Below are 12,424 nucleotides of genomic sequence, written 5' to 3'. Positions count from 1 at the left end.
CTAGTGGACTCCGAGCCAGCCCTCGACGGGATGGAGCGCGAAGTAGACCAGGAAGACGGCCGTCAGGCCCCACATGAAGGCGCCGACCTCGCGGAAGCGGCCCTGGGCCGCCTTGATGGCCGTCCAGGAGACGACACCCGCGGCGACACCGGTGGTGATGGTGTACGTGAACGGCATCAGGACGACGGTCAGGAAGACCGGGATGGCGGTGGCACGGTCGCCCCAGTCCACGTGCCGGGCGTTCATCAGCATCATCGCGCCGATGACGACCAGGGCGGCGGAGGCGACCTCCTGCGGGACGATCGCGGTGACCGGGGTGAAGAAGAGGCACGCGGCGAAGAACAGGCCGGTGACCACGGAGGCCAGGCCGGTGCGCGCGCCCTCGCCGACGCCGGTCGCCGACTCGATGAAGACGGTCTGCCCGGAGCCGCCGGTCACCCCGCCGATCGCCCCGCCCGCGCCGTCGATGAACAGCGCCTTGGACAGGCCGGGCATCCGGCCCTGGGCGTCGGCGAGCCGGGCCTCGGTGCCGACCCCGATGATGGTGGCCATCGCGTCGAAGAAGCCGGCCAGGACCAGGGTGAAGACGATCACCGCGATGGTCATTCCGCCGACCTGGCCCCAGCCGCCGAAGCCGACGTGGCCGAAGAGCGAGAAGTCCGGCATGGAGACCGCGCCGCCGTGCAGTTCGGGCGCGCCGCCCGCCCACTGGCGGGGGTCGATGACGCCGAGGCCGTTGAGGACGGCGGCGACGACGGTGCCGGCGACGATGCCGATGAGGATGGCGCCGGGGATGCCCCGGGCCTGGAGCATGAAGATCAGCAGCAGGGTGCCGGCGAAGAGCAGCACCGGCCAGCCGGTGAGCTGGCCCGCGGGTCCCAGGCCGAGCGGGGTGCCCTTGCCCTGGTGCACGAAGCCGGACTTGTAGAAGCCGATCAGGGCGATGAACAGGCCGATGCCCATGGTGATGCCGTGCTTGAGCGCGAGCGGGATCGCGTTCATGATCATCTCGCGCAGGCCGGTGACGACCAGCAGCATGATGACGGCGCCGTACAGCACGCACATGCCCATCGCCTGCGGCCAGGTCATGTGGGGGACCACCTGCGCGGACAGCACGCCGGAGACCGACAGGCCGGCGGCGAGGGCGAGCGGCACCTTGCCGACGAAGCCCATCAGCAGGGTGGTGAGGGCCGCGGCGAAGGCGGTCGCGGTGATCAGGGCCTTCTGGCCGAGGGTGTCCCCGTGCACGTCCTTGCCGGACAGGATCAGGGGGTTGAGCAGGAGGATGTAGGCCATCGCCATGAAGGTGGTGATGCCGCCGCGCACCTCGCGCGCGACCGTGGATCCTCTGCGGGATATGTGGAAGTACCGGTCGAGCCAGGACCGGCCGGCCGGGACGCGGCTGCCGTCTCCGGCGTCCTCGGCGGTGGTCCTGGGCTCCACTGATGGGTGGGTCATGGTGCCGTCTCCCAAGGTTCACAGGGGCACCCACGACTCCGCTGGGGAGCGCGGGATTTGGGATGTGCACGTAAACCCGGGGGACGGCCCGGCGCTGCACGTGTGGGGTGGGCCGGGGACGAGCGGTCGCCCGGCGCCGGGGTGCCGCGGCGGGCACCCGCATGGGGGTGCCCGCGGCGGCGGTGGGTGGGGTTACGCGGTGCCCGTCAGGTGTTCCGGGCGCACCGGCGTGCGGTTCAGTTCCAGGCCCGTGGCGTCGCGGATCGCCGCCAGCACGGCCGGGGTCGAGGACAGCGTCGGGGCCTCGCCGATGCCGCGCAGGCCGTACGGGGCGTGCTCGTCGGCGAGTTCGAGGACGTCGACCGGGATGGTCGGGGTGTCGAGGATGGTCGGGATCAGATAGTCCGTGAAGGAGGGGTTGCGCACCTTCGCGGTCTTCGGGTCCACGATGATCTCCTCCATCACCGCGACGCCCAGGCCCTGCGTGGTGCCGCCCTGGATCTGGCCGGTGACGGACAGCGGGTTGAGCGCCTTGCCGACGTCCTGGGCGCAGGCCAGTTCGACGACCTTGACGAGGCCCAGCTCGGTGTCCACCTCGACCACGGCGCGGTGCGCGGCGAAGGAGTACTGGACGTGTCCGTTGCCCTGCCCGGTGCGCAGGTCGAACGCCTCGGTCGGCCGGTGCCGCCACTCCTCCTCGACCTCCACGGCCTCGCCCTCCAGGACGTCGACCAGGTCGGCGAGCGCCTCGCCGCCGTCGGTGACGACCTTGCCGCCCTCCAGCAGCAACTCCGCGGTGGCCCAGGCCGGATGGTAGGAGCCGAACTTGCGCCGGCCGATCTCCAGCACCCGCTCGCGGACGAGTTCGCAGGCGTTCTTGACGGCGCCGCCGGTGACGTACGTCTGACGGGAGGCGGAGGTGGAGCCCGCCGAGCCCACCTGGGTGTCGGCGGGGTGGATGGTCACCCGGGAGACGCCGAGTTCGCTGCGGGCGATCTGGGCGTGCACGGTGACCCCGCCCTGGCCGACCTCCGCCATCGCGGTGTGCACGGTGGCCACCGGCTCGCCCGCGATCACCTCCATGCGCACCTTCGCGGTGGAGTAGTCGTCGAACCCCTCGGAGAAACCGACGTTCTTGATGCCGACGGCGTAGCCGATGCCGCGGACGACGCCCTCGCCGTGCGTGGTGTTGGACAGGCCGCCGGGCAGCTGCCGTACGTCGGCGCCCTCGCTGGACTCCCACTGGCGCTCGGGCGGCAGCGGCATCGCCTTGACGCGGCGCAGCAGTTCGGCGACCGGGGCCGGGGAGTCGACGGGCTGTCCGGTGGGCATGAGGGTGCCCTGCTCCATGGCGTTGCGCTGCCGGAACTCCACGGGGTCCAGGCCCAGTCGGTGCGCCAGCTTGTCCATCTGCGCCTCGTAGGCGAAGCACGCCTGGACCGCGCCGAAGCCGCGCATGGCGCCGCACGGCGGGTTGTTGGTGTAGAGGGCGATGGCCTCGATGTCGACGTCGTCCACGACGTACGGTCCGACGCCGAGCGAGGAGGCGTTGCCGACGACCGCCGGGGAGGCGGAGGCGTAGGCGCCGCCGTCCAGCACGATCCGGCACTTGACGTGGGTCAGCTTGCCGTCACGGGTGGCCCCGTGCTCGTAGTACAGCTTGGCCGGGTGGCGGTGGACGTGCCCGAAGAAGGACTCGAACCGGTTGTAGACGATCTTCACGGGCTTGCCGGTGCGCAGCGCGAGCAGACAGGCGTGGATCTGCATGGACAGGTCCTCGCGGCCGCCGAACGCGCCGCCGACGCCCGCCAGGGTCATCCGCACCTTCTTCTCGGGCAGGCCGAGCACGGGCGCGATCTGGCGCAGGTCGGAGTGGAGCCACTGGGTGGCGATGTAGAGGTGGACGCCGCCGTCCTCCTCGGGGACGGCGAGGCCGGACTCGGGGCCGAGGAAGGCCTGGTCCTGCATGCCGAAGGTGTACTCGCCCCGGACGATCACGTCGGCGCGGGCGGCGGCCGCGGCCGCGTCGCCCCGGACGATCGGCTGGCGGTGCACGATGTTCGGGTGCGGGACGTGCCCGATGTGGTGGTCGTCGCGGTGTTCGTGGACGAGCACCGCGTCCGGCGCGAGGGCCGTCTTCTCGTCGGTGATCACCGGGAGTTCGCGGTACTCCACCTTGATCTTCGCGGCGGCGCGGCGGGCGGTCTCCGGGTGGTCGGCGGCGACGATGGCGACCGGCTCGCCGTGGTGGCGCACCTTGCCGTGGGCGAGCACCGGGGTGTCCTGGATCTCCAGGCCGTAGTGCTTCACCTCGGTGGGCAGGTCGTCGTACGTCATCACGGCGTACACGCCGGGCAGGGCCAGGGCCTCGGAGGTGTCGATGGAGACGATCTCGGCGTGCGCGACGGTGGAGCGCAGGATCTGGCCCCAGAGCATGTCCTCGTGCCACATGTCGGACGAGTAGGCGAACTCGCCGGTGACCTTGAGGGTGCCGTCCGGCCGGAGGGTCGACTCGCCGATGCCGCCCTTGGTGCGGGAGCCCTGCGTGATCTTCGTGGGTGCGCCGTTGGCGGGCATGGTCAGACCCCCTCGGACTGGCGGGCGGCCGCGAGGCGGACCGCGTCCATGATCTTCTCGTAGCCCGTGCAGCGGCACAGGTTGCCCGACAGCGCCTCGCGGATGTCGGCGTCGGACGGGTTCGGGTTGCGCTCCAGCAGTTCGTCGGAGGCGACGAGCAGGCCCGGGGTGCAGAACCCGCACTGGACGGCGCCCGCGTCGATGAACGCCTGCTGGATCGGGGCGAGTTCGGCGCCCTCGCCGGTCTGCGAGTCGGTGCCGCCCGCGGCCTGCCAGCCCTTGGCCGCGTCCAGGGAGGTGCCCTCGCCCTCGCCCTGGGCGCGCTGCCTGGCGAAGTCGGCCAGCCCCTCGACGGTCACCACGTCCCGGCCCTCGGCCTGCCCGGCCGCGACCAGACAGGAGCAGACCGGCACGCCGTCGAGCCGGACCGTGCAGGAGCCGCACTCGCCCTGCTCGCAGGCGTTCTTGGAACCGGGCAGGCCGAGCCGCTCGCGCAGCACGTAGAGCAGGGACTCGCCCTCCCAGACGTCGTCGGCCTGCTGCGGGCGTCCGTTGACGGTGAAGTTGACGCGCATCACGCAGCTCCCTCGGTGGTGCGGCGGGCGCCGCGGTAAGACTCCCAGGTCCAGGTCAGCGTCCGGCGGGCCAGCACGCCGATCGCGTGGCGGCGGTAGCTCGCGGTGCCGCGGACGTCGTCGATCGGGTTGCAGGCGGCCGCGCACAGGTCGGCGAACCGCTTGACGGCCGACGGGGTGACGACCTTCCCGTTGTCCCAGAAGCCGCCTTCCTCCAGGGCCGCGTTGAGGAACTCCTCCGCGGCCGTGGCGCGCACCGGCGTGGGCGCGGCGGAGCCGATGCCGGTGCGCACGGTGCGGGTGGCCGGGTGCAGGGCGAGTCCGAAGGCGCACACGGCGATGACCATGGCGTTGCGGGTGCCGACCTTGGAGTACTGCTGCGGTCCGTCGGCCTTCGCGATGTGCACGGCGCGGATCAGCTCGTCGGGCTGGAGCGCGTTGCGCTTGACGCCGGTGTAGAAGGCGTCGATCGGGATCATGCGGGTGCCGCGCGCGGCCGACGCCACCTCGACCTCGGCGCCGGCCGCGAGGAGCGCGGGGTGGGCGTCGCCGGCGGGCGAGGCCGTGCCGAGGTTGCCGCCGACGCCGCCGCGGTTGCGGATCTGCGGGGAGGCGACCGTGTGCGCGGCGAGCGCGAGGCCCGGCAGCTCGGCACGGAGCTGCTCCATGATCGCGGTGTACGGCACGGAGGCGCCCAGCCGTACGGTGTCCTCGCCGGCCTCCCATTCCTGGAGTTCGCCGACTCGGTTGAGGTCGAGCAGGTACTCGGGCCTGCGGTGGTCGAAGTTGATCTCGACCATCACATCGGTGCCACCCGCAATCGGCACAGCGGTGGGATGCTCGGCCTTCGCGGCGAGCGCCTCCTCCCAGCTGGCGGGGCGAAGGAAGTCCATGACCGGCTCTCTTCTTCGTCTCGTGGGTTGTGCGAGGTGAGCCAATCCGTGTGCGGCGGGCGCGGCTCGTTCCTGTCCTGTTGACGCGGAGTGGAGTCAGTACACCGCCGCGTACTCCGGCGGGGTCAGTCACCGAAACCATGAAGGAGTTCGCTGGCCAGGCCGAGCATCTTGTAGATTCGTATGAACGGAGGACATCGGAATCCTCTCCGTTTCTCCCGGGACACACGGGAAGCGGCTTCCCGCCGGCGGCGGGAGCGGCGGCGGAGACCCCGAGCGGGCCCCGGAGCGCCGCGCCGGTCGCTCCCCCTTCACCCTCCCAAGATCCAACGTAGATTTCGAGACACAGAAACGGCGGCGACGAGATGCGGCTGCGCGCACTGCTGGACACCGACGCGCTGGGCCTGCTGCTGCTCGGCGGCGAGGACGAGCTGGACCGCTCGGTGCGCGGTGTGATGACGACCGACCTGCGCGACCCCAGCCGCTACCTCTCCGGCGGTGAGCTGGTGCTGACCGGGCTGGCCTGGCGCCGGGACGCGGCGGATTCCGAGCCTTTCGTGCGCATCCTGGTGCAGGCCGGGGTGGCGGCCCTCGCGTCCGGCACCGCCGAGCTGGGCGGGGTGCCGGAGGACCTGGTGGCGGCCTGCGCCAAGCACCGGCTGCCGCTGTTCGCGGTGGACGAGTCGGTCTCCTTCGCCACGGTCACCGAGCATGTCGTGCGCCAGGTCTCCGGCGAGCGCGCCGGGGACCTGGCCGCCGTCGTGGACCGGCACCGCCGGATGATGACCTCGGGCCCCGCGGGCGGCGGCCCGGACGTGGTGCTCGACCTGCTCGGCTCGGACCTGGACATGCGCGCCTGGGTGCTCTCCCCCACCGGCCGGCTGATCGCCGGTTCCAAGGTGGCGGGCCCGGCCCTGCCCGCCGAGACCTGTGCCCGGCTGGCCGCCGAGCACCTGGCCGCCACCCGCAGCGGCAGGCGCGGCCCGCACCGGGTGCCGCTGGGCGGCACGACGTACTCGCTCTTCCCGGTCCGCTCCTCGGGGCGCGCCCCGCAGGCCGCGCGCGACGTGCGCGAGACGGTGCTCTCGGACTGGCTGCTGGCCGTGGAGGCGGACGCGGGCGACTGGCCCGAGCAGCGCATGGACCTGCTCCAGGGCGTCACCCAGCTGATAGCCGTCGAGCGCGACCGCCGGGAGGCGGCCCGCACGGTACGGCGCCGGCTCGCCCAGGAGGTCCTGGAACTGGTGCAGACGGGCGCCGCGCCTGCCGAGATCGCCGCCAGGCTGCGGGTGGCCGCGCCGGTGCTGCTGCCCGGACTCGGGGCGGCCCCGCACTGGCAGGTCGTGGTGGCCCGGGTGGAGTGGGAGGGCGAGGAGATCGAGGGCGGTCCGGTGGCCCAGTCCCTGCTGGAGGAGGTGCTGGTCGACCCGCTGGCGACCGGCCCCGAGCCGTCCGACCGGATCGCCGTGGCGCACACCGGCGACGAGGCGGTCGCCCTGGTGCCGCTGCCCGCCGTGCCCGCCGTCGCGGCCGACCACGAGGGCGCGGAGACCGGTCTGCTCGCCGACGCCCTGCTGCGGGCGGTGCGCGAGCCGCTGGCGGCGGGCCTGGACGACGACGGGCGGCTCACCCTCGGCGTCAGCGCGGCCGTGCACTCGGCGGAGGGCCTGCGCGGCGCCCTGGAGGAGGCCCGGCACGCCCGCCGGGTGGCGGCGGCCCGCCCAGGCCGGGTCTGCGCGGCCGGCCACCAGGAACTGGCCAGCCACGTCCTGCTGCTCCCCTTCGTCCCGGACGACGTGCGCCGCGCCTTCACGGCCCGGCTGCTGGACCCGCTGAAGGACTACGACCGCCGGCACCGGGCGGAGCTGATCCCGACCCTGGAGGCGTTCCTGGACTGCGACGGCTCCTGGACGCGCTGCGCCACCCGGCTCCACCTGCACGTCAACACGCTGCGCTACCGGGTCGGCCGGATCGAGCAGTTGACGGGACGCGATCTGTCCCGCCTGGAGGACAAGCTCGACTTCTTCCTGGCACTGCGGATGAGCTGAACCGAACCGGGCGAAGCGGACGAAGCACGGCGTGCCGACTCCCCGCCACTTTGTGAAAAGTTTCACCCACCCTCTTGGCCCCGCCACTCGATCGGTGCTGGAATGCGGCCACCACTCATGGGCTCGATGGCGTGCTAGGGGAGGTCAACGTGGCGCATACCGCCATGTCTGGGAACGGAACGACCGCCGGTGACGATCCTCTCCAGACCGCGGTATGGAGGCTGCGCTCGCGGGCCTGCTGGGCCGACGCCGCGGCCCTGCTGCCACCCGACAGCCCGGGCGCGGCGCTGCAACGGGCCATGCTGCTGGTCGAACGCTGCCTGTACACCGAGCGCGGCTGGGCGGACGCGGAGGACGCGCTGCGGACGGCGGAGGCGCTCGCGCACACCGACGAGGAGCGGGGCGCGGCCGCCTGCGAGCGCGGCCAGCTCGCCTACGCCGCGACCCTGCACGGCGTGCGGGACCGGGTGGACGAGGCGCGGGCGGCGCTGGGGCGGGCGGCGGCGCTGATCCCGCCGGGGGCGGCGGGCCGGGCGCTGCTGGACTTCCGCCGGGGGCTGCTCGCGGAGAACCTGTCCCGTTCGCCGCAGGCGGCGCGGGCCGCCTACCGCCGGGCCCACGCGGGCGCCACCGCGCACGCGGACCCGCTGCTGCTGTCGTTCACCTGGCGCCATCTCGCCGGACTCGCCCTGCGCGACGGGGAGTTGGCGGAGGCCCGGCACGGCTTCGCCGAGTCCCTGCGGATCCGGGAGGAGCTGGGCTACCTGGTGGGTACGGCGCCGGCCCTGGTGTCGCTGGCCGACACCGAGGAGGAACCGGCCGCGTCCCGGCTGCGGGAGGAGGCCCGCCGCCTGTTCCGCCTGCTGGGCGGCGTACCGACCTGGCTGGCGGCCCAGCTGGCCCCGCCGGCGGCCGGGACCGCGACCGCGTGAGCGGAGATGCGTGGGGGGACGGGGTGCTCAGAGGGAACTGAGAGACGGCTGTGCCAGTCTGACGCGCCCCGAACCCCCCACTCCAGGAGAACGTCGGATGACACTCGTCAACGGCCTGCCGGCCCATGTCCTGCTCGTGCACGTCGTCGTGGTCCTGATACCCCTGACGGCCCTCGCCCTGATGGCCGCGGCGCTGTGGCCGCGGGCCGCGCGGCGGCTGGGCGTGCTGCTGCCCGTGCTGGCCTTCGTCGGGCTCGTCAGCGTGCCGCTGACCACCAACGCGGGCGAGTGGCTGGAGCGGCACGTCGACTCCGACCCGCTGGTGCGCCGGCACACCGAACTGGGCGACGGGCTGCTGCCGTGGGCCCTCGGCCTCTTCGTCCTCGCGGCGTTCGTGTGGTGGGCGGGGCGTCGCACGGCGGGCGCCGAGCGCGGCGGGCGCTGGTCCGCGCTTCCGGTGCGGGTCGTGGTGGGCGTGCTGTCCGTGGTCGTCGCGGTGGGCGCGGTGGTGGACGTGTACCGGATCGGAGACTCCGGGGCGAAGGCGGCGTGGCACGACGGCTTCTCGAAGACGGCGCACGAGGAGCGCGGTGCCGACGGGTCCTGAGCGGCGGGCCGCCGTCGCGGCGGGCGGCCGTACCACCGGCCGGGTGCCTCACCGAGGCGCCCGGCCGGTGTTTTCGTGCGGCCCGGGGGCGCCGATCAGCTCACGCCCGCGAAGTGCTCGGTCACCAGCCCCGGCACCACGTCGAGGTCCCCGGCGACCAGCGCGTCCAGCAGGGTCACGTGCTCGGCCGCGTCCGCGGCCAGGTCCGCGCGGGCGTGGCGGACGGCGCCGCCGACGAGGGGCCACTGCGCCCGCCGGTGCAGGTCCTCCGCGATCCGGACCAGTTCCTCGTTGCCGGACAGCCCCAGCATCGCCCGGTGGAAGGCACGGTCGGACTCCGCGTACGCGGCCGGACAGCCCGAGGCCGCCGCCCGCACCGATTCCTCCGCCAGCGGCCGCAGCGCCGCCCAGCGCTCCGCCGGCACCGTCCGGGCCAGCCGCAGCATCACCGGGACCTCGATCAGCTCCCGCACCTCCGCCAGCTCGGCCAGCTCGCGCGCCCCGCGCTCCACCACCCGGAACCCGCGGTTGGGCACCACCTCGACGGCGCCCTCCAGGGCGAGCTGCTGCATGGCCTCCCGCACGGGCGTGGCCGAGACCCCGAAGCGTTCCCCGAGCACCGGCGCCGAGTACACCTCGCCCGGCCTCAGCTCGCCGGTCACCAGCGCCGTGCGCAGCGCCTCCAGGATCTGTCCGCGCACCGAGGACCGCCGCACCGAAGGGCGCTCGGCCGCGGCCGACGGACCGGCGACCGGCCGGTCACCGCGCGTGAGATCACCCGGTACGGCCCCCGGTGCGCCGGCGTCCGGCTCGCGTGCGGGGCGCTCGGCGCGCGCCGGGCGCAGTTGCGCCGGCACCCGCGCGCCGTTCCGCGCCCCGGCGGAGCCCTGCACGCCCTGCTTCACCGGGTCCTCCTGGCGGCTTGTCGGTACTTGGGGTCATTAACGACGGCTTGTCGGTTGTTCGTCAAGCACCTTAGACATACCGAGCGGCAGGTCAAACTCGATCGAGGAAGATAAGGGAAGGCTCACCTCACCAATTTGCCCGCTCGCCGGGGCGGGAGCCGCGCCGAAGCACCACATCTTCCCCGCCACCCGCCCGCCGCACCACCGGGATCACCAACAACCGGGCTCGCGAGGCCGCCTGACGGGCCCTCAACGACAGAAGGGCCCCGGCCGTCCATTAAGATCGACGCGAATCGGACCGCCCCGCCCGGACAGGTGATTCACAACTTCCTCACCTCTCGCAGGAACTTTCCGAGGAACCATCCGTACGGGTAGTCTTATTCGAACTCAACTCCCGCCCCTCACGCGGTAGTTCGAGCAGAACGCCGTCCCTGGGCATCCCCTCGCACCTTCTTGGCGGCCTCTTGCCGCGAAACCCCCTGAGGGCCGCCGGGAGTGGGCCACTATGGCGGGCGTTACGCCCTATCCCAATGCAAGGGACCCCTATGAGACTGACCGACATATCGCTGAACTGGCTGCTTCCCGGCGCCGTACTGCTCCTGGGCATGCTGGCGGCGGTGGCGGTGCTCGTGCGCGGCAAGCGCTCCTCCGGGGAGAACGCGAACGCGGACGACTCCTGGGAGCGCAGCGAGGAGCGCCGCAGGCGCAAGGAGGCCATCTACGGCACCGCCTCCTACGTGCTGCTGTTCTGCTGTGCGGCGGTGGCGGCCGCCCTGTCCTTCCACGGCCTGGTCGGCTTCGGCGAGCAGAACCTCGGGCTGAGCGACGGCTGGCAGTACCTGGTGCCGTTCGGCCTGGACGGCGCGGCCATGTTCTGCTCCGTGCTCGCCGTGCGCGAGGCCAGCCACGGTGACGCGGCGCTCGGCTCGCGCATCCTCGTGTGGCTGTTCGCGGCGGCCGCGGCCTGGTTCAACTGGGTGCACGCGCCGCGCGGCGCCGGGCACGCGGGCGCCCCGCAGTTCTTCTCCGGTATGTCCCTGTCGGCGGCCGTCCTGTTCGACCGCGCGCTGAAGCAGACCCGCCGTGCGGCGCTGCGTGAGCAGGGTCTGGTGCCGCGTCCGCTGCCGCAGATCCGCATCGTGCGCTGGCTGCGGGCGCCCCGCGAGACCTACCGCGCCTGGTCGCTGATGCTGCTGGAGGGCGTGCGCAGCCTCGACGAGGCCGTCGAGGAGGTCCGCGAGGACAAGCGGCAGAAGGAGCAGGCGCGGCAGCGGCGGCGCGAGCAGGAGCGGATGGAGCGCGCCCAGCTCAAGGCGATCAGCCGGGGCCACGGGCGGCTGGTGGGCCGTCCCGGCGGCCGGCAGGTGGAGGTGCAGGCGGTGGAGCGCGGGCCCGCGCCCGCTCCCGCGGAGCCTGCCATATCGGGTACGGACCAGCTTCCGGTACCGTCCCGTCCCTCTCTTCAGCCGGTTCGCAAGGGGTCTGAGCCGGTGACCGTCGACCTCACCGCGGAGGACGACACCATGGCCCTGCCTCGACTGGACTCCCTGGAGCGCAAGCTCAAGGACCTGGAGCAGCAGTTCGGCTAGTGCGGCCGGGAGCGACGGCTCCTCATGGGTCGGGGGCGTGACCGGCGGTCACGCCCCCGACCCATGTCCGCTGCGCCTCAGGCCGCTTCGGCGCCCAGTTCGAACCACACCGACTTGCCGACCCCGTGCGGCCGGACGCCCCAGGCGTCGGCGAGGGACTCCACCAGGACCATGCCCCGGCCGTGGGTGTCGTCGTCCGGCTGGGGGGTGCGCACCTGGGGTCTTCGGGGCACGAAGTCCCGTACCTCCACGCGGAGTCCGCCGGGCGCCACGACGGCGGTGAGCACGGCGTCGTCGTCGGTGTGGACGAGCGCGTTGGTGACCAGCTCGCTGGTGAGCAGCTCGGCGATCTCCGACTGCCCCGGCTTGCCCCAGTCCCGCAGCAGCTCCCGCAGCTCCCGCCGCGCCTCCGGCACGGCCCGCAGGTCGGCCCGCCCGAGTCTGCGCCACAACCGCTGCGGGTACTGCGGCCCGGCTTCGGCACGAAGGCCGTGCCTGGCGCCCGCCCTCCCCCGCCCGGCGCCCTCACCGGTGCGACGGCCGTCCTCCCGCCCGGCCCCCGCGCCGGCCCTGTGGCCGGACTCCCGTCCGGACCCCGCGCCGGTACCGTGCCCGCCGTCCCGGGCGTCCGCGGTCGCGGCGGCCCTCTCCCGCGTGGCGTCCGCGGTCGCACCGCCGTTCTTCCACGCGGTGTCCACGGCGGGGCCCCGCCGCTGCCGCGCGGCACGGGGGCGGTGGCCCGCGGAGCCGGTGGCGGGGACCGCCGTGTCGCTCACGGCGGCGGCCGGCACCCCGGCCCTGCCCCCCGGGGCGTCCGCGGCCCCGCCCGGAGCGGCCTCC

General features: G+C 73.6%; 10 protein-coding genes. 4 read left to right on the top strand and 6 right to left on the bottom strand.

What is annotated here, in order from left to right; all coding sequences use genetic code 11:
- The 4 genes from BLW85_RS30225 to BLW85_RS30210 form a co-directional block, all read right to left on the bottom strand.
- Entirely contained in the window at positions 1-1,458 is a 1,458-nt protein-coding gene (locus BLW85_RS30225) for an NCS2 family permease (protein WP_070025595.1), read from the bottom strand.
- A gap of 192 nt (positions 1,459-1,650) precedes the next feature.
- Positions 1,651-4,035: a xanthine dehydrogenase family protein molybdopterin-binding subunit gene (locus BLW85_RS30220; RefSeq protein WP_070025594.1), complete on the bottom strand. Its 2,385-nt coding sequence runs from the start codon at positions 4,033-4,035 to the stop codon at positions 1,651-1,653.
- 2 nt (positions 4,036-4,037) lie between these two features.
- Positions 4,038-4,610 (bottom strand): (2Fe-2S)-binding protein, encoded by a 573-nt coding sequence (locus BLW85_RS30215; protein WP_070025593.1) that lies wholly within the window; start codon positions 4,608-4,610, stop codon positions 4,038-4,040.
- The gene (locus BLW85_RS30210) at positions 4,610-5,503 is read right to left on the bottom strand and encodes an FAD binding domain-containing protein (RefSeq protein WP_074994028.1); all 894 of its coding nucleotides are present in this window, start codon (positions 5,501-5,503) and stop codon (positions 4,610-4,612) included. Before BLW85_RS30210 ends, BLW85_RS30215 begins: the two co-directional genes overlap by 1 nt.
- 365 nt (positions 5,504-5,868) lie before the next feature.
- Here BLW85_RS30210 and BLW85_RS30205 point away from each other — a divergent pair, with 365 nt between their 5' ends.
- From BLW85_RS30205 to BLW85_RS30195, 3 genes are all read left to right on the top strand, one after another.
- Positions 5,869-7,551, top strand: coding sequence for a PucR family transcriptional regulator (locus tag BLW85_RS30205; protein ID WP_074994025.1), 1,683 nt, complete (start codon positions 5,869-5,871; stop codon positions 7,549-7,551).
- A gap of 164 nt (positions 7,552-7,715) precedes the next feature.
- Entirely contained in the window at positions 7,716-8,483 is a 768-nt protein-coding gene (locus BLW85_RS30200; protein WP_074994022.1) for a hypothetical protein, read from the top strand.
- A gap of 97 nt (positions 8,484-8,580) precedes the next feature.
- Positions 8,581-9,090 (top strand): DUF2231 domain-containing protein, encoded by a 510-nt coding sequence (locus BLW85_RS30195; protein ID WP_074994020.1) that lies wholly within the window; start codon positions 8,581-8,583, stop codon positions 9,088-9,090.
- Between the two features lie 95 nt (positions 9,091-9,185).
- Here BLW85_RS30195 and BLW85_RS30190 read toward each other — a convergent pair whose 3' ends face one another.
- Positions 9,186-9,995 (bottom strand): GntR family transcriptional regulator, encoded by an 810-nt coding sequence (locus tag BLW85_RS30190; RefSeq protein WP_074994018.1) that lies wholly within the window; start codon positions 9,993-9,995, stop codon positions 9,186-9,188.
- A gap of 545 nt (positions 9,996-10,540) precedes the next feature.
- Here BLW85_RS30190 and BLW85_RS30185 point away from each other — a divergent pair.
- Positions 10,541-11,584 carry a DUF2637 domain-containing protein gene (locus BLW85_RS30185; RefSeq protein WP_070025587.1) on the top strand — a complete coding sequence of 348 codons (1,044 nt, stop codon included), beginning with the start codon at positions 10,541-10,543 and terminating at the stop codon, positions 11,582-11,584.
- A gap of 77 nt (positions 11,585-11,661) precedes the next feature.
- Here BLW85_RS30185 and BLW85_RS30180 read toward each other — a convergent pair whose 3' ends face one another.
- Positions 11,662-12,036: an ATP-binding protein gene (locus BLW85_RS30180; protein WP_074996257.1), complete on the bottom strand. Its 375-nt coding sequence runs from the start codon at positions 12,034-12,036 to the stop codon at positions 11,662-11,664.
- Positions 12,037-12,424: the final 388 nt, after the last annotated feature.

This window comes from Streptomyces misionensis (assembly GCF_900104815.1).
GTDB classification, from domain to species: Bacteria; Actinomycetota; Actinomycetes; order Streptomycetales; family Streptomycetaceae; genus Streptomyces; species Streptomyces misionensis.
The sequence above is the reverse complement of the archived record's forward strand: the minus strand, read 5'-3'. Positions and strand labels throughout refer to the sequence as shown.

Coding starts and splice junctions, on each gene's coding strand:
- BLW85_RS30205 (WP_074994025.1), top strand. CDS start 5,869: ATGCGGCTGCGCGCACTGCTGGACACCGACGCGCTGGGCCTGCTGCTG.
- BLW85_RS30215 (WP_070025593.1), bottom strand. CDS start 4,610: ATGCGCGTCAACTTCACCGTCAACGGACGCCCGCAGCAGGCCGACGAC.
- BLW85_RS30210 (WP_074994028.1), bottom strand. CDS start 5,503: ATGGACTTCCTTCGCCCCGCCAGCTGGGAGGAGGCGCTCGCCGCGAAG.
- BLW85_RS30225 (WP_070025595.1), bottom strand. CDS start 1,458: ATGACCCACCCATCAGTGGAGCCCAGGACCACCGCCGAGGACGCCGGA.
- BLW85_RS30195 (WP_074994020.1), top strand. CDS start 8,581: ATGACACTCGTCAACGGCCTGCCGGCCCATGTCCTGCTCGTGCACGTC.
- BLW85_RS30220 (WP_070025594.1), bottom strand. CDS start 4,035: ATGCCCGCCAACGGCGCACCCACGAAGATCACGCAGGGCTCCCGCACC.
- BLW85_RS30185 (WP_070025587.1), top strand. CDS start 10,541: ATGAGACTGACCGACATATCGCTGAACTGGCTGCTTCCCGGCGCCGTA.
- BLW85_RS30200 (WP_074994022.1), top strand. CDS start 7,716: ATGTCTGGGAACGGAACGACCGCCGGTGACGATCCTCTCCAGACCGCG.